Below are 16395 nucleotides of genomic sequence, written 5' to 3'. Positions count from 1 at the left end.
AGCCGGCGGGATAACTAGCGCAGGTCCTTCCACTCCCGGCCACAGTCGGGACAGATGCGCACGGCGAACACCTCGTCCGGGTCGTCCCGCTTTTTCAGCACCTTCTCACACTCCGCGCACGTGAGTCGCTCGTAGGTGTCCTTGACGAGTTCACCGTCACGGAGTCCCTTCCGGGTCGATTTCATGTGCCCACGTTGGGCGCCCCTGTTTAAAAAACGGACCGGCCGATGCGGCGGGCTTTTGTCCGCGCCGCACTCAGGTGGGCGTGATGGAGTACGTCCAGGAACGCGTGACGACGCTCCACGATCTGACCGATCCGACGCCGACGGCGCCGACCGACCGCGCGACGGTCGTCGTCCCCATGACCGAGCGCGAGTACGCCGGACTGGCGCCGGATCGTGTCCTCTCGGAACTGGAACGGGTCGATCCCGGGCAGGTGATCGTCCCGCTCCGGGCGCCCGAAGAGCGCGTCGGCGACTTCCACGACTGGCTCGCCGACTTCGACCTGTCGCTGTCGGTGCTCTGGTGTAACGGCCCGCGGCTGGAGGACCTGCTCGACGACCACGACCTCGACGGCGAGTTCGGGAAGGGTCGCGACGTGTGGCTCGGCCTCGGGCAGGCGCTCGACCGGGAGTACGTCGTCGTCCACGACGCCGACACCAAGAGCTATTCCCGGGCGGACGTGCCACGGCTGCTCTTCCCGCTCGCCCACGGCGACGACTTCTCGAAGGGCTACTACGCACGCGTCGAGAACGACCGCCTCTACGGCCGTCTCTTTCGCCTGTTTTTCGTCCCGCTGGTCCGCGCGCTGAGCGAGGGTCGGGACGCTCCCGTCCTCCGCTATCTGGAGTCGTTTCGCTACGCGCTCGCCGGCGAGTTCGCCGCGACGACCGACCTCGTCGAGCGCTTCCGGCCACAGCGGTCGTGGGGACTGGAGGTCGGCACCCTCGGCGACGCCTTCGAGTACGCCGACTTCGAGGGGAGCGCACAGGTCGATCTGGGCACGTACGAACACGACCACCGCGCGGTGAGCGGGCCGACGGGGCTCTCCGATATGAGTCGACACGTCGGCTCGGCGCTGCTTCGCGTCGTCACCGAGGGCGGCGTCGACCCGGACTACGACACGCTGGTCGACCGCTACCGAGAGACGGCGCGCTCGCTCGTGCGAAGCTACGAACTCGACGCGAAGTTCAACGGGCTGTCGTACGACCGCGGCGACGAACTCGACCAGATCGAAACGTACGTCGACGCCATCGAGCCGCCGGGGACGGATCGCCGCCTGCCGGCGTGGGCCGACGCCCCGGTCACTCCCGACCGGATCGCGGAAGCCGCGGCGGCCGATCTGGAGGCGGCGCGATGACTCTCGCCGACGCGACGGGCGACGAACTCGCGGGCGTCGTCGACCTCTTCGGCGCCGTGACCCGCACGGAACTCGAAGACGCGCTCGCCGAACTCGCGTTCAAGCGGGGCGAGGCCGTCGACGACGAGGCCATCGAGGCGGCCGTCGACGACGCGATAGCGGGCTACTACCTCGTGCCCGTCGACCGGGACGGGACGAGGCTACTGGCGCCCGGGCCGGCCGCGTTTCCCGCCCTCCCGGAGGGCGCCGAGGACCTCCCGCACATCCTCGACGTACCCGAACGGGAGCCGGACCGAGCCGAACTGGTCGAGGCCGCGGAGCGTCGGTTCCGGGCCGAGGCGGCGCGGGCCGTCGACGCCGGCGACGCCGACCGGGTCGAGCGACTGTTCGACGTGAGCTACGACCTCGAAACGTGGGGAGCGACCGACGTGAGCGGCGTTCGGAGTCGACTCGACGACGAACTGGAGAACCGCAACTGAAAGCACCCCCCGGACCGTAGACGACACGACGCCCCGACCGAAACCGACACGGGGCTTCCCGACACACCATGCGCATGGACCTGTCCGCGCTCGCCCGGCATACGCCACGGACCGTCGAGGACGCCGAGCGCGAGGCGGCGGTCGTCGCACCCATCGTCTCCCGCGGCGACGGCGACGCGCTCCTCTTTACGAAGCGCGCGGACCACCTCGGCCAGCATCCGGGCCAGATGAGTTTTCCGGGGGGTGGGCGCGAACCCAGCGACGCGGACCTAGAGGCGACGGCGCGTCGCGAGGCCAACGAGGAGATCGGACTCCGGTCGGAGGAAATCGACGTCGTCGGCCGCCTCGACGACATCCCGACGGTCAGCGACTACAGCGTCCGCCCGTTCGTCTCGCGCGTCCCCGACCGCGAGTACGTCCCCGACGAACGCGAGGTGGCCGAAATCGCCGTCCTCCCGGTCGCGGCGCTGACCGACCTCGACAACTACGAGTCCGAGCGCCGCGACCACCCCTACTACGGTGACATTCGACTCCACTTCTTCTACGTCGACGGCTACACCGTCTGGGGGGCGACCGGGCGGATGCTCGTCCAACTGCTCGAACTGACGACCGACTGGGAGATGCCGCCCGAGGTTGACCGCGTGGTCGATCCCGACGCGGAGTATCCGGTCTGATTACGACGCGTCGTCGGCGGCGGCGTCGGCGGCCCCCTCGTCTTCGTCCTGGTCGTCCGGCTCCTCCACGACCGCCACGTCCGTCCCGTCGGCGTGTTTCGGCACCTCGATGCGGAGCGTCCCGTTCTTGCTCAGGGTGGCCGACGCCTCGCCGGCCTCCACGTCGGCGTCCGGCGGGAGGCGTGCGCGGCCGTCGAGCGAGAGGCCGCGACCCGGGAACCGCATCTCGAAGCCCTCGTGGAAGTCGCGGAAACGGTCGAGGCGAACCTGCACCTCGCCCTCGACGTAGCGCACCTGCACGTCGCTGCGGGTGACCCCCGGCGCGTCGAAGACGACGAGGTAGGCGTCCTCGGACTCCAGAACGTCGTACGAGAGCGGCTTTCGTTCCTGAACCTTCCCGACGCCGCGACCGACTCGCTCCAGGACGGCGTTGGCCGCCGACTTGCCGAACTCCTTGAACCCGGTCATAGTTCGATCTCCTCGAGACAGTCGGTGCCGCCACAGAGCGGACAGGAGAGGTCGGCGACGGTGTGATCGTCCGCGATGTCGTAGGTGTAGTGGTTCTCGAACATGTCGAGCTCGCAGTCGGCGCTCGTACACTTGATCTCCTTCGTTGCAGGCATGGTGAGGGGTTAGGATGCGCGACTAATCAACATTAGCCTTCGTGGGACGGCGTCACTCGCTCCCGACGCGTCGGCCCGCGTGGATGGTGAACTCGACGTCGGCGGCGACCCGCAGGATCGCCCGGTCGCCGACGTCGAGACGGCGGAGCCGGTCCGCACGGGGATGGTCGCCGAGGGTCACCGAGAACGCCCCGCTCGCCGGCCACGCCCCGACCCGCCCGTCGACGGTCAGCCGTTCACGGAGGAGGCGGCCGTCCATCGTGGTGTAGCTGGCCGACGAGAGGCAAGTCTCGACCGTTGGGGGCCGGTCGACGGACAGCGCGACGAACCCCTCGCCGTCGACGGTGACCGTCGTCCGCCGCGTCGCTCCCCGCTCGCGGTGTGTGATATCGGCGACGGCCTTCGGATAGCCCCACACCTCGACGCCAAGCGCCCGTGCAGGCTCGGTCGTGACCGGGAGGAAGTCGACGTAGCCGCCGACGCGTCGGATCGCCGAGACGGGCGGGGCGTCGGCGGGAACGGCCGGAAAGAGGACGCCGAACTCGTCGTAGGGATCGATGTCGCTCCCGCCGATTCGGTCGTACGCGACGGAGAGGAAGGTCACGGCGGCGCGGGTGGGCGTCACCCGCACCGGCCGCAGGCTCTCGGGAAGGATCGACCGGACCCCGGACCGCGACGCGGGGAGGACGACCCCCCGAGCGCGCGCCGTCGTCGAGAGCGGGAGTTCGACCCGGTGGCCGGTCGAGAGCGTCTCCACGGCGCCGTCGGTGCCGCCCGGACGGGAGACGCCGCCGACCGTCACGCGTCGCCCCCCAGCCGCGGGGGTGCGGTCGATTCGCGGGCCCTCATTCCGCGGGGTGTATCTCGGCGGGGACGCCGTTGCCCGGGCGCAGCGTCGGCGTCACCCGCAGGTCGTCGAGGGCGTCCTGTGGCACGTCGATGTCGAAATCACGCACCAAGCGGGCGAGCGTCAGTGTCGCCCCCGAGAGGGCGAACTGCTTGCCGACGCAGGCGTGCGGCCCGGACGAGAACGGGAAGTACGCCGGCGTGTCGTTCGGATTGTGGCGCTCCCAGCGGTCCGGGTCGAAGGTGTCGGGATCGTCGAAGTAGCGGCCGGAGCGGTGGATCGACCACTGGGGCATGATGACCGCCGCGCCCTCGTCGACGCGGTAGTCGCCGAGGCGGGCCTTTCGGTTGGCCCGGCGGAACACCGCCCACGCCGGGGGGTAGAGCCGCAGCGCCTCGCGATAGACGCGCATGGTGTACGGGAGGTCCCGCACGTCGCCGTGACTCGGCGGCTCAGAACCGAGAACCGTCTCGGCCTCCTCGCGAACCCGTTCGCGGACGTCGGGATACCACGAGAGCAGCGCCGTCGTGTAGGTGAGACTCAGCGCCGTCGTCTCGTGGCCGGCGATGAGGAACGTCGACACCTCGTCGCGGATCTGGTTCTCGGGGTAGTCGACGTCGGGGTCGTCCTCGGCCCGGAGGAGCATCGTCACCATGTTCCGTCCGGAGTCGCCCTCTTCGACGAGCCGCCGGCGGCGCTCGATGATGTCCTCGCTCAGCCCGCGGATGCCCGCCGCGGCCTCGCGAAACTCGGGGGAGATGCGACTCGGGAGCCAGTCCGGGCCGACGCTCGCGAGGTCGAACTCGAACTCCGTGCCGGCGGTCTGCATCCACTCGTGGAACTGCTCGGCTCGGTCGTGGCCGATGTCCTCGCCGAGCAACACCTCCGAGGCGACGCGGACGGTCATCCGGGTCATCTCGCGGTGGAGGTTGGTCTCGAACCGGCCGCGGTCGGCCCAGTCGTCCGCGATGGTCGCGACGCGTTCGCCGACGCTGTCGGCGTAGGTCCGCACCTGTCGACTGTCGAAGGCGGGGTTCATGATCGACCGCTGCTGTCGCCAGAGCGGGCCGTCGCTCTGGACGAGGCCGCCCTCGGCGATGAGCGCCGCCGACTCCTGGGCGGGGACGCGCCCGAACGTCTCGGGGCGGGAGAGGGCCTCGTGGACGAGTTCGGGGTTCGTCAACACGACGAGGGGCGCGCGGCCGGGGATTGGGACGGCCACGCCGTCCCGGTAGCGGGACTGCATCACCCCCAGAAAGCGGAACGTATCCCTGCCGAATCGCATGGCGTTCAGGAGGCCGGCCTGCGGCGGGTTCGGGAGAGCCTTCGGCATATCGTCCCGTAGGATTAGGTCGACTTGTGCCTTTGGGGGCGGAACCCACACGAACACGGTTTTACGCGTCGACCGCGAACGGCCTCCATGATCGACCCCGCAGACCTCGCCGTCACCATCGTCGACGGCTACGTCGACGAACCCGCACACTTCGGGGTCCCGCCGTACGTCTCGACGTACCCCCGCTTCACCGCGGGCGCGCTGGTCGACGCCGGCGTGCCCGAGTCGGGAATCGACTACCACACCATCGACGAACTCCGCGACGACCGCTCGAAGTGGCGCGACGTGGCCGACGCCGACCTCCTGATCTACCTCGGCGGCATGACCGTCCCCGGGAAGTACGTCGGGGGCACCCCCGCCGAACCCGACGAGGTTCGAGAGCTGGCGTGGACCGCCGACGGCACGACGCTGATGGGCGGTCCCGTCCGCTTCGGCGTCGGCGAGGAGAACGCCGGCGCCCAGGAGATGGAGCGCAAGGACCTCGACTACGACTTCGTCGCCAAGGGGGACGTGGAGGCGGCGGCCCACGACCTCGTGGCGAGTGGCTTGGAGGGGTTCGGCAACCGCATGCGCGACAACGCCGACCTCGACCGCTGGGCCGCGCTGGGTGCGTTCGTCGTCGAGGACCACCCCAACCATCCGGACTACCTGATCGCCGAACTCGAAACCTCGCGGGGCTGTGCCTACCGGTGTTCCTTTTGCACCGAACCGCTGTACGGCGATCCGGGATTCCGCTCCGCCGAGTCGGTCGTCCGCGAAGTCGAGGCGCTCTACGACCGCGGCGTCCGACACTTCCGGCTGGGCCGACAGGCCGACATCCTCGCGTTCGGCGGCGACGGCGAGGCGCCGAACCCCGACGCGCTCCGCCGACTGTACGCGGGCATCCGGGAGGTGGCGCCCGACCTCGGGACGCTCCACCTCGACAACATGAACCCCGTCACCATCGTCGACTACCCCGAGAAGTCACGCGAGGCCATCCGCATCATCGCCGAGCACAACACCGCGGGCGATACGGCGGCGTTCGGTCTCGAATCAGCCGACCCCGTCGTCCAGGAGGAGAACAACCTCCTCGTCACGGCCGAGGAGTGTCTGGAAGCGGTGCGGGTCGTCAACGAGGAAGCAGGGTGGCGCCCCGGCGACGACCCCGCGGACGCGCCGACGACGGGCGACGGCGCCGCGAATCGCCTCCCCAAGCTCCTGCCGGGAATCAACCTCGTCCACGGCCTCGCGGGCGAGCGCGAGGAGACGTTCGCGCACAACAAGCGGTTCCTCCAGCGCGTCTACGACGAGGGGCTGATGCTCCGGCGCATCAACATCCGGCAGGTGATGGCGTTCGCGGGGACGGAGATGAGCGACACCGGCGCCGAGGTCGCCCACGACCACAAGAAGCAGTTCAAGCGGTACAAACGCGAGGTGCGCGAGGAGATCGATCAGCCGATGCTCCGCCGGGTCGCGCCGCCGGGAACCGTCCTCCCCGACGTGCATCTGGAGTACCACGAGGGCGGCAAGACGTTCGGCCGCCAGCTCGGAACCTATCCCCTGCTGGTCGCGGTGCCCGGCGAGCGCGAACTGGGGGCGACGATGGACGTGGCGCTCGTCGACTACGGTTACCGCTCGGTGACCGGCGTCCCCCACCCGCTCGACCCCAACACGGCGTCGATGGACGAACTCACCGCGCTTCCGGGCGTCGGCCGCTCCACCGCGGGCGACATCGTGGTGAATCGTCCCTACGCCTCGCTCGGTGAGGTGGGTGTCGACGCCGATCTATCGCGGTTCGCGGCGGTCGACTCGATGGAGTCGGCGGACTAAACGACGTACTCCGAGAGCTGAACGACGTACCACTCGTTCTCGTAGTTGGCGTAGTCGACCCGGTCGGGCGCGTCGGCGGCGGGCGTGGTCGCGACGCCGTCGCCGTCGTCGGTCACCCGCGTCACCTGCCGGCCGAGCGTTCGCTGGAGGTCCGCGTACGCCTCGGAGTATGGCGCACACTCGTCGTAGCCGTCGTCGATGGCCGTCTCGACGATGTCGCGTTGCTCGGCCGAGAGGTCGCGTTCGTCGAGGTCGACCCCGTACCGGTCGTAGACGAGGGCGACGAACTCGTCCGTCGAGTCGGCGACCATCCGCACCGCGACCCGTCGGGTCTCGACGGTCGTGGGTTTCGTTCGCTCGATCCGGAACCGGAACTCCTGACCACCGAGGTGGAGCGTCTCGGCGGCCGGGTCCGGGACGAGTTCGGATCGCGACTCCGCCTCGTCGTCGGGGTACGCGAGCAGGGCGCCGATGCTGATCGAACGAGCGCGTTCGAACCGCTCCATCTCTCGACGGCCCGGGTAGCCGAGGGCCGCGTAGAACGCCGTCCGGTCGACTGCGGGAAGGTCGGCGAAGGCCAGGGCGTCCCCGGTCGCCGTCGTCTCGGGGCCGGTCTCCAGCGTGAACTCGTAACCGGTGCGGTCGGCCGTGGAGACGACGGCCGTCTCGGCGACGACGTACGTCCCGTCGGCCGCGAGGAACGCCGAATCGGAGAACGGTGGGGAGGAGGGTTCCGGCACCCACATCGTCGGCTCGGCGCCGCCGAGGGCGTCGCGGGCGGCCGCGCGTTCGGGCGGCGAGAGCGATTCGACGGGGTCGCTGGCGCCGTCGGCGGTGTCGGCGTCGGTCGTCGGCCGGAGGCGCAGGTCGGCCCCGCGCGGGCAGTCGGTGCCGAAGCCGAACGCGGGGCCGAGACAGCCAGCCGTCGCGGCCAGGCCGGTTGCGCTAACTGAGAGGAGGGCACGGCGTCGCATGTAGACGCCGTTTCACGGCCGAGAGATAGGTCTTGTGTCGGTGGTCGCCGTCCGGTCGTGTCGGCGCGGTTCGCCGACGACCGGCACGCCGTTCAGAAGTCCTCGTCGATGATCTCGCCGACCGCGAAGTTGGATTTGACCTCGGTGATCTCGATTTTGACGCGTTCGCCGATTTCGGCGCCCGGAACGATGATGACGTAGCCACGTTCGACGCGGGCGATGCCGTCGCCCTGCTTACCGATGTCCTCGATTTCGACGTACCGAATCTCGCCGACCTCGACGGGTGGTTGTGGCTCCGAGGTGGGCGTTTCGGATTCGGTAGACTCCTCCGATTCGGCCCGTTCCCGAGAGATCAGTGCCACGCGGTAGGTTTCGTCGGGATCGATCGATCCCGTCTCGATTTCACGTTGCGGTACCTCGATCACGTACGATCCATCCTCCGACTGCACACGCGCGCTGAACAGACACAACAGGTTATCTGAGATCTCCACAGTGTAAACCTCCATGCCAACCTGTGGCGGGATCGTTAAAGGTGTATCGCCGCCGTACGGCTCGCTGTACGTCAGTATCGGCGACACGCCGACGAGTGGGCACGACGAACCGTCTCAGCGGAGCGCCCCGTTCAGGTCTTTCGGCCCCTCGGAGTCGTACACCACCACCTCACCCGACTCCGTCTCGACCGGTTCGTAGTTGTCGCGGACGCCGATGGCCTCCTCCAGTTCCCGGACCGCCCGCTGCTTGAGCGTCCGCGCCAGGTCCTCGGCGTCGGCGCGCGAGATGTCGCGCCCGAGGCCCTCGCACTCGTGGGCGCGGACCATCCCCGCCTCGTCCACCGCCTCGCCCATGGGCTGGCTCGTCCCACCGAGGGCGACGCTGAACGGGTAGGTCGCACAGATCAGCGGCCGGTCGTCGTGGACGGTACACCGTCCCTCCCCCTCGCGCTCCTCGTAGAACGTGCAGTCGCCGCAGGCGTCCGTCTGGAGCGCCCACTCGAACGTCTCGCCCTCGGGGCCGTCGGCCCCCGCCGAGAGACCGTACGGCATCGGCCGCGCCACGTCCCGCCAGTCGTAGCCGGTCGTCGCCTGCAACTCGCGTACCTCGTCGGGGAACACCGTGGCGGTGTGGGGGTCCTCGTCGTCGCTCTTGCAACAGCCACCACACCGCGTACACTCGAAGCCGATGGACTCGATGGCGTCGGCGAGGTCGCTCACGTTCAACGCCCGCGCCCGGTCGAGTTCGGCTTCGAGCGACTCCATACCGGGCGTGGGCGGAGGAGGGAAAAAAGGTCGTCGCCCCGGCTACGCCGGCCCCACCCGCCCCGTCTCGGGGTCGATCCACACCCGCCCCTCGACGGCGAGTTTGTCGAGGTGGGCCCGAACCGTCCCGGCGGCGAGGTCGCGAACCCCCGAGAGGTCCCGGTCGTACGCCGCGTCGAGGACGGCCTCGACCGACGCGGCGCCCGACCGGACCGCCGCCTCGATCCGTCGCTCCCGGTCGAGACGGTGGGCGTAGAGCCGACGGATCGTCGCCTCGGGGCCGTCGACGACCGGTCCGTGGCCCGGATACAGCCGCGGCGGGTCGCGGGCGAGGAGGCGCCGGAGCGCCACGAGGTAGGCGCGCATGTCGCCCTCGGGGTGGGCAACGGCGACGCTCCCGGACGCGCGGACGAGGTCACCGGCGAGGATTCCATCGGGGGCCTCGAAGGCGACGTGATCCGGCGCGTGACCGGGGGTGTCGAGGACGGTCAGGCCCCCCACTCGGTCGCCCTCCACGAACGTCCGGTCGGGGGCGACGCCCGTGACGGCCTCGAACCGCGTCTCGCGGCCGCGCCGTGCCCACACGGTCGCACCCGTCTCGGCGGCGTAGTCCGCGACGGCGCCGACGTGGTCCGGATGGGTGTGCGTGACGGCGATACGTTCGACCGTCCGCGCCGCGACGGCGGCGTCGAGGGCCTCGGTGCGGGCGGCGGGGTCGACGAGGAACGAGCCGGCCGGCTCGTCGACGAGGTAGGCGTTCGTCTCGCCGCCGGCGGTCGTCTCGGTCGGCACCGGAACGCGTCGGAGGTTCATGCGGCCCGTCGTGAGTCGGTGGGCCGGAACGAGGCGGCGAACCCGCGCATCACTTCTCGATGATGCTCTCTTCGACCGCCTCGCCGAAGTGCCGGGCCACGTCCTCGTAGTAGACGAGCATCTCGTCGCCGGCGTCGAGGTCGGTGACGGCGGTCCGGCCCTCGCGGGTGTGGACCTTGATCGTCTCGGCGTTCTGGAGGAGCGTCTCGATGCGGTCGACGCCCTCCTCCGTCTCCACTTCGGCCTGCACGCGGAACATGGGCCGTTTCTCGATTTTGACGCGGCCGACCACGGTTTCGCGGGTGTTGCCGTCGGTGTCGACGACCTGCACCTCGTCGCCGCTCTGGAGTTCGGCGAGGTACTTCGTCCCGCCGCCGGGCGAGCGGACGTAGGCGTGGACGGCGCCCGCGTTCACCCGGAAGGGTCGGGAGGCGACGTAGGGCGACTCGGCCGTCTCGGCGTGGACGAAAAAGAGGCCCCGCGACATCGACCCGACGAGCATCCCCTCGTCGCCCTCCATGAGCGACCCGGTGTCGACACAGACCCGGTCGGCCATGCCCGTCCGCTCGACTTTCGTCACCTCGGCGAACTGGAGGTCGAGGTGTTCGCGCTCGGCGTCGTCGCGGACCTCGCAGGTGCGGCGAATCTCGTCGGGATCACCGGAGTCGAGGAGGACGCCGTCGGCGCCGAGTTCGAGCGTCTCGAACGCGGTTTGGGCCTCCTCGGCGGTCGTGACGCCGGCGATCAGGTCCGTCTCCTCGCCGATGCGGGCGATGAGGTTCTCCAGCGGGATGATCGTCCAGTCCTCGCCGACGACGATGGTGTAGTCGGCGTCTTTCGCCGCCTCCTCGGCGAAGGCCTCGTAGTCCTCGCTGAAGATGCGGACGTAGGCACCCTGTGCCCGGTCGTCGTCGCGGCGGAGCGTCGAGAGGTCGGCGGAGCCGGAGAAGTCGGGGGGCAGGTCGACCGTGCCGTCACCCTCCCCGTTTTTGCCGACGACGTAGGCGTCCGCGTTCGGCCCGTCGGGTTCGGCGTCCTCGACGAGGTCGGCGTCGGTCCGGAACGCCGCCACGTGCACGTCGCCGAGTTCGCGCACCTGCGCCACGTCGGACTCGTCGACCAGCACCCAGTCGACGCCGGCTTCGAGGCCGGCCGTGATGCGCTCTTTCCGCGTCTCCCAGTCGCCGACCGTCCCGTCGGCTTTCAGCCATACGCTCCGTGTCATTGTCGGCAACTCGGTGGGGCGTGGCTTGAACGTGGCGGATAGCGGTAGTGATCAGGTCAGGCTTCGAGCAGGCCGCCGCGCCGGAGCGCCTCGTCGACGCCCGCGTCGTCGTGGATGATGGCCGAGATGGCGCGCGTGATGGCCCCGGGGTCGTCGTGCTGGAAGATGGAGCGACCCATCGAGACGCCGGCGGCGCCGCCGTCCATCGCGCCGCGGACCATCCGCACCGTCTGTCGGTCGGTGCCGCGGCTCCCCCCCGCGATGACGACGGGGAGGCGGGTGCCCGCACAGACGGGGGCGAAGCTGTCGCCGTCGCCGCTGTAGCCCGTCTTCACCACGTCCGCGCCGAGTTCTTCGGCGAGGCGGACGGCGTGGGCGAGGGCCTCCGGGTCGTCCTCGTCGATGTCGGGGCCGCGGGCGTAGGCCATCGCGAGCGTCGGGACGCCGAGTTCGTCGGCGCGCTGGGTCACCTCGGCGAGGGCAGTCATCTGCTCGGGTTCGTACTCCGAGCCGACGTTGATGTGGAAGGAGACGGCGTCGGCGCCGGCGCGGAGGGCGGCTTCGACGGTACCCGTTTGGCGCTTGTCGTCCTCGTCCGGGCCGATGTTCGTCGAACCGTTGAGATGGACGATGTAGCCCGCACCGTTCTTGTGGTCGTGGACGCGGGGTGCGACGCCCTTCTGTGTGAGGACGGCGTCCGCGCCGCCGTCGGTCACCGCGTCGATGGTGGCTTCGATGTCGACCAGTCCCTTCACCGGCCCCATGGTGACGCCGTGGTCCATGGGGACGATCAGGTAGCGGTCGTCCGTGGAGATGCGTCGAAGACGCGCCCGTGTTCCCGTATTCATGTGTTACCCTGTACCAGTGGCGCTTATGTACGTTCCGGATGCGGCTGTTCGTTCGATCCCGCGGCACCGCGGAGCGCCCCCTCCTTGAGTTCGCGCGCCTTCGATTCTAGCCGGCTCGCGACGGTCACCGGCGGGTCGCCGCGTTCGACGCCCTTGGCGACGATGTCGACCAGTGCGGAGCCGACGATGACGCCGTCGGCGCCGGCTTCGATCACCCGCTGGGCGTGGTCGCCCGACGAGATGCCGAACCCGACCGCCTTGGGCACGTCCCACTCCGCGATCCGTGCGAGGCTCTCGTCGGTCTGATCCGAGAGGTCCGCGCGCGCCCCGGTCGTGCCGAGGCGGGCCTGCACGTAGACGTAGCCCGACACCTGCGACATGATGCGTTCTAAGCGCTCGCCTCTCGTCGTCGGCGCGACGATGAAGACGAGTTCGCAGTCGTGGGCGTCACACGCCTCCCGCAGGGGCGCGGCCTCCTCCGCGGGCAGGTCGGGGACGACGAAGCCCTCAATGCCGACCTCGGCGGCGCGGCGGACGAACGCCTCCGGTCCCTTCTCTTCGCCCTCGCCGAACTGGTAGATGAGGTTGTAGTAGGTCATACAGACCAGCGGCACGTCCACGTCGAGGTCCTCGACGAACTCGAAAAAGCGCGTGGGCGTCATGCCGCCCTCCAGCGCGCGGACGATGGCGCTCTGGATGGTCGGCCCCTCCGCGATGGGTTCGGAAAAGGGCAGGCCGAGTTCGATCACGTCGGCGCCGCCACGCTCCAGCGCCTCCACGTACGACAGCGACGCCTCGTAGTTCGGGTCGCCCGCGGCGAGGTAGGGGACGAAGGCAGGGCCGTCGGCGAACGCCTCGGCGATGCGGCTCACTGGAACCCCCCCGTCTCGGCGAAGGTCTCTATCTCCGGCGCGTTCTCGATGTCGCGGCCGTGGGTCTCCTCGAGGACGGTCTCTAAGTCCTTGTCGCCGCGGCCGGAGATGTTGAGCAGGATGACCTCGCCGAGGTCTTCGTGATTCTCCTCGACGTAGGCGGCGGCGTGGGCGGATTCGAGCGCGGGGATGACGCCCTCCAACTGTGAGAGCCGGTGGAAGCCCTCCAGGGCGTGGTCGTCGTCGACGTTGACGGCGGTGACGCGCCCGCGGTCGACGAGGTCGGCGAGTTCGGGGCCGACGCCGGCGTAGTCCAGGCCTGCCGAGACGCTGTGGGACTCCATGATCTGTCCGTCGCGATCCTGCAGGACGCGCGTCCGGGAGCCGTGGAGGACGCCCTCGGTACCGGTCGAGAGCGTTGCGGAGTTGGGGGCGACGCCTGCTTCCTCGTCGACCTCCAGACTGCTGCCGCCGGCCTCGACGGCGTAGAGGTCCACGTCGTCGTCCGGAATGAACTCCGCGAAGACGCCCATCGTGTTGGAGCCGCCGCCCGCGCAGGTGAGCACGGAGTCGGGGAGGCGGCCGGCCTTCTCGCGAATCTGCTCGCGGGCCTCCTCCGAGATGACGCGCTGGAAGTCCCGCACCATCGCCGGGAACGGGTGGGGACCGACGACGCTCCCGATGACGTAGTGTGTGTCCTCGACGTTGGTCGCCCAGTCGCGCATCGTCTCGCTGATGGCCTCCTTCAGGGTGCCGCGGCCGACGGTCACCGGATTCACTTCGGCGCCGTTGAGGCGCATCCGGAACACGTTGGGGCGCTGGCGGTTGATGTCCCGCCGGCCCATGTACACCTCGCAGGGCATACCCAGGTGGGCACACGCCATCGCCGTGGCGGTGCCGTGCTGGCCGGCGCCCGTCTCCGCGATGATGCGCTCTTTGCCCATGTACTTCGCCAGGAGGACCTGCCCGAGCGCGTTGTTCAGCTTGTGCGCGCCGCCGTGGAGGAGGTCCTCCCGCTTGAGATACACGTCGCGGTCGTACCGCTCCGAGAGCCGCTTGGCGTGCTGGAGGGGCGTGGGTCGCCCGCCGAAGTCGGCCAACCGTGCCCGGAAATCGTCCATGAAGCCGTCCTCGTTCTCCAGTACGTACCGCTGGTACGCGTCTTCCAGTTCCTCGATGGCCGGCATCAACGCCTCGGGAACGTACTGTCCGCCGTACTCGCCGAACTTGCCTGTATGGGAGCTCATGCTGTCGTAAATCGTCGCACGTTGTCGGTCACGTCGCCGTCCATGATCGCACTGCCGATCAGCAGGGCGTCGGCGCCCGCCGACCGCATCCGTCGCACGTCGTCGGTCGATCCGATCCCGCTCTCCGCGATCAACGTCACGTCGTCCGGAACGTGGGGAGCAATCGACTCGAAGGTGTCGAGGTCGACTTCCAGTGCCCCCAAGTCGCGGTTGTTGACGCCGATCAGGTCCGCGCCCGCGTCGAGTGCCCGGTCGAGTTCCGCACGGGTGTGGACCTCGACCAGCGGCTGGAAGCCCCGTTCCTCGGCGGCCTGCAGGAGGCCGGAGAGGTCGTCGACGAAGCGCGCGATCAACAAGGTTAGATCCGACGCCACGAGGTCGAGTTGGGACTCCTCGACGATAAAGTCCTTGCGCAGGACGGGCACGTCGACGGCCGCCCTGACGCGTTCGAGCGCGTCGGTCGACCCCCCGAAGTGTTCGGGTTCGGTCAACACCGACAGCGCCGTCGCCCCGCCCGCGACCATCGCCCGTGCGAGGTCGACCGGGTCGTCGTCCCGTCGCCCCGCCGTCGTCGGACTCGTGGGCTTCACCTCCGCGATCACCGGTACCCGTCCGTCGGCCTCCGCATCGGCCAGAGCGTCCGAAAAGGACCGGGCGTCGACCGAGATACGCTCCTCGCCGCCCGCCCGTTCGTGGGCGGCGTCGAGGAGCGAGCGCACCGCCGGCGCCAGTTCTTCACCATTAGCGTCCATCATTGTACACTAACGGACTGATTTGCACATAAGCCTTGCGTCCCATTTTTGACTCGACCCGCCCACCGAAAACGCATGGAAGGCATCTACGCACGCGAATCGCCGCGACTGGGGCGGGCGGTACAGGTCGGCGTCGCCGGCGACCGGGTCATCAGCGTCTCCTTTCCCGAGTCCGTCCCCGACGACGCGGGCCCCGACCACCCGCTTCTGGACCGCGTCTTCGACTACCTCGACGGGGCCGAGGACCACTTCGACGACGTGACCGTCGCGCTCACCGTCCCGACCGACCAGCGGACGGTCCTCGACGCCGTCCGGAACGTTCCCTACGGCGAGACGGTGGACGTGGCGCGCGTGGCGCGCCTGGCCGGCCTCGACGACGAGGACGAGGACGACCTGCACGCCGTCCGCGAGGCGCTTCGGGCCAACCCCGTCCCACTCTGTATCCCCGACCACCGTGTCTCGGGACCGGGCGCGACGCCCCCCGAGGTGGCCGAGCGGCTGCGTGACCTCGAAGCCTAACGCCCCCACCGCTCGTTGACGACGAACTCCAAGGCGTTCACGAGGTAGTGGGCGACGACGACGGTGACGAGACTTCCGGTGAGCACGAACGCGACGGCGAGGACGAACCCGAGCGCGCCGGTGACGACGATGCCGATCCGCCCCTGTGCGCCGTGGCCGAGGGCGAAGGCGACGGAGGAGAGCGCCGCGAGGAGCCACGGCGAGACGCCGAAGCCCGTCGCGAACGCGCCGATCAGGATCCCGCGAAAGAGGAGTTCCTCGAAGCCGGCGACGAGCGGCAGGACGACGAGCAGGAGCACTGCCCACCCCGCGGCCGACTCGGGCGCCATCGCCTCCCGAAGCGCCGTCGCGTCGCCGAAGCCGAACCGGTCGCTCAGGCGAGAGCCGACGGCGTTGACGGCGTGGAGCGCGACGCCGAGGCCGACGCCGGCGGCGAGGGCGGACGGCGCGAGCGAGTCGGCGGTGAGACCGAGCGCCGACGGCGGGACGGCGGCGATCCACATCCCGACGAGGAGGAGGGTGGCGGACAGGCCCTGCGAGACGATGACGTTGACGAGTAGTGTCGTGGTCGAGAAGCGTGGGAGACCGGAGCGGTCGTCGCCGACGACGCGTTCCCCGAGCGAGGCGGGGTACTCCGCCGCCGTCGGCGCCTCGGAGACGGGTGGCTCGGCGGGTGTGAGGACGTCCGCGGACGCACGCGCGAGAAAGAGCAACCCCGCGAGGACGACGCCGACGAAGCCGGCGAAGGCCGTCCACTCGGGCAT

The 16395-nt window shown here is 69.8% G+C and carries 20 protein-coding genes; 5 read left to right on the top strand and 15 right to left on the bottom strand.

Features of this window, described 5'->3' with window-relative positions; all coding sequences use genetic code 11:
• Positions 1 to 14 precede the first annotated feature (14 nt).
• A complete protein-coding gene (locus DU484_RS19980; RefSeq protein WP_181861580.1) occupies positions 15 to 185 on the bottom strand; it encodes an HVO_0758 family zinc finger protein in 171 nt (56 codons plus the stop codon).
• Positions 186 to 268: 83 nt separating this feature from the next.
• On the opposite strand from DU484_RS19980, the gene DU484_RS08685 reads away from it, so the two are divergent.
• From DU484_RS08685 to DU484_RS08675, 3 genes are all read left to right on the top strand, one after another.
• Positions 269 to 1360: a glycosyltransferase family protein gene (locus DU484_RS08685; protein ID WP_114585635.1), complete on the top strand. Its 1092-nt coding sequence runs from the start codon at positions 269 to 271 to the stop codon at positions 1358 to 1360.
• Positions 1357 to 1839 (top strand): DUF7109 family protein, encoded by a 483-nt coding sequence (locus DU484_RS08680; RefSeq protein ID WP_114605714.1) that lies wholly within the window; start codon positions 1357 to 1359, stop codon positions 1837 to 1839. The genes DU484_RS08685 and DU484_RS08680 overlap by 4 nt, the downstream gene beginning before the upstream one ends.
• Before the next feature lie 74 nt (positions 1840 to 1913).
• The gene (locus DU484_RS08675; RefSeq protein WP_114585633.1) at positions 1914 to 2513 is read left to right on the top strand and encodes an NUDIX hydrolase; all 600 of its coding nucleotides are present in this window, start codon (positions 1914 to 1916) and stop codon (positions 2511 to 2513) included.
• Here the strand turns inward: DU484_RS08675 and DU484_RS08670 are convergent, their stop codons facing one another.
• From DU484_RS08670 to DU484_RS08660, 4 genes are read right to left on the bottom strand one after another with little or no spacing between them, the layout of a single operon-like run.
• Positions 2514 to 2981 carry an Hsp20/alpha crystallin family protein gene (locus DU484_RS08670; protein ID WP_114585632.1) on the bottom strand — a complete coding sequence of 156 codons (468 nt, stop codon included), beginning with the start codon at positions 2979 to 2981 and terminating at the stop codon, positions 2514 to 2516. It abuts the gene before it with no gap.
• Positions 2978 to 3136 carry a DUF7559 family protein gene (locus DU484_RS19975; RefSeq protein WP_187347791.1) on the bottom strand — a complete coding sequence of 53 codons (159 nt, stop codon included), beginning with the start codon at positions 3134 to 3136 and terminating at the stop codon, positions 2978 to 2980. Before DU484_RS19975 ends, DU484_RS08670 begins: the two co-directional genes overlap by 4 nt.
• Before the next feature lie 52 nt (positions 3137 to 3188).
• A complete protein-coding gene (locus DU484_RS08665; RefSeq protein ID WP_222844893.1) occupies positions 3189 to 3938 on the bottom strand; it encodes an acetoacetate decarboxylase family protein in 750 nt (249 codons plus the stop codon).
• 43 nt (positions 3939 to 3981) lie between these two features.
• Positions 3982 to 5316: a cytochrome P450 gene (locus tag DU484_RS08660; protein ID WP_114585631.1), complete on the bottom strand. Its 1335-nt coding sequence runs from the start codon at positions 5314 to 5316 to the stop codon at positions 3982 to 3984.
• Positions 5317 to 5403: 87 nt separating this feature from the next.
• On the opposite strand from DU484_RS08660, the gene DU484_RS08655 reads away from it, so the two are divergent.
• Positions 5404 to 7125, top strand: coding sequence for a radical SAM protein (locus DU484_RS08655; protein WP_114605713.1), 1722 nt, complete (start codon positions 5404 to 5406; stop codon positions 7123 to 7125).
• Here the strand turns inward: DU484_RS08655 and DU484_RS08650 are convergent.
• The 9 genes from DU484_RS08650 to trpC form a co-directional block, all read right to left on the bottom strand.
• Complete coding sequence (locus DU484_RS08650) at positions 7122 to 8099, bottom strand: hypothetical protein (RefSeq protein WP_114605712.1); 978 nt, start codon at positions 8097 to 8099, stop codon at positions 7122 to 7124. The genes DU484_RS08655 and DU484_RS08650 overlap by 4 nt on opposite strands.
• A 92-nt stretch (positions 8100 to 8191) precedes the next feature.
• Entirely contained in the window at positions 8192 to 8590 is a 399-nt protein-coding gene (locus tag DU484_RS08645; RefSeq protein ID WP_114587206.1) for a TRAM domain-containing protein, read from the bottom strand.
• A 114-nt stretch (positions 8591 to 8704) separates the two neighbouring features.
• A complete protein-coding gene (locus DU484_RS08640) occupies positions 8705 to 9355 on the bottom strand; it encodes a YkgJ family cysteine cluster protein (RefSeq protein WP_114605711.1) in 651 nt (216 codons plus the stop codon).
• A 42-nt stretch (positions 9356 to 9397) separates the two neighbouring features.
• Positions 9398 to 10168, bottom strand: a complete 771-nt coding sequence (locus DU484_RS08635; protein WP_114605710.1) for an MBL fold metallo-hydrolase — start codon at positions 10166 to 10168, stop codon at positions 9398 to 9400.
• A 49-nt stretch (positions 10169 to 10217) separates the two neighbouring features.
• Complete coding sequence (locus DU484_RS08630; protein WP_114585626.1) at positions 10218 to 11393, bottom strand: 3-dehydroquinate synthase II; 1176 nt, start codon at positions 11391 to 11393, stop codon at positions 10218 to 10220.
• A gap of 56 nt (positions 11394 to 11449) precedes the next feature.
• Entirely contained in the window at positions 11450 to 12241 is a 792-nt protein-coding gene (locus DU484_RS08625; RefSeq protein ID WP_114585625.1) for a 2-amino-3,7-dideoxy-D-threo-hept-6-ulosonate synthase, read from the bottom strand.
• A 23-nt stretch (positions 12242 to 12264) separates the two neighbouring features.
• Positions 12265 to 13113, bottom strand: a complete 849-nt coding sequence (gene trpA / locus DU484_RS08620) for a tryptophan synthase subunit alpha (protein WP_114585624.1) — start codon at positions 13111 to 13113, stop codon at positions 12265 to 12267.
• Entirely contained in the window at positions 13110 to 14360 is a 1251-nt protein-coding gene (gene trpB / locus DU484_RS08615; protein WP_114585623.1) for a tryptophan synthase subunit beta, read from the bottom strand. Before trpB ends, trpA begins: the two co-directional genes overlap by 4 nt.
• Positions 14357 to 15115, bottom strand: coding sequence for an indole-3-glycerol phosphate synthase (gene trpC, locus DU484_RS08610; RefSeq protein ID WP_394338757.1), 759 nt, complete (start codon positions 15113 to 15115; stop codon positions 14357 to 14359). Before trpC ends, trpB begins: the two co-directional genes overlap by 4 nt.
• 72 nt (positions 15116 to 15187) lie before the next feature.
• Here trpC and DU484_RS08605 point away from each other — a divergent pair, with 72 nt between their 5' ends.
• Positions 15188 to 15631 (top strand): MGMT family protein, encoded by a 444-nt coding sequence (locus DU484_RS08605; protein ID WP_114585621.1) that lies wholly within the window; start codon positions 15188 to 15190, stop codon positions 15629 to 15631.
• Here DU484_RS08605 and DU484_RS08600 read toward each other — a convergent pair.
• Positions 15628 to 16395, bottom strand: a complete 768-nt coding sequence (locus DU484_RS08600; protein WP_114605709.1) for a CPBP family intramembrane glutamic endopeptidase — start codon at positions 16393 to 16395, stop codon at positions 15628 to 15630. The genes DU484_RS08605 and DU484_RS08600 overlap by 4 nt on opposite strands.

The sequence above is a fragment of the Haloplanus rubicundus genome, from assembly GCF_003342675.1.
GTDB lineage: Archaea > Halobacteriota > Halobacteria > Halobacteriales > Haloferacaceae > Haloplanus > Haloplanus rubicundus.
Note: the sequence above shows the minus strand (reverse complement) of the source record. Positions and strands in the feature narration are given on the sequence as shown.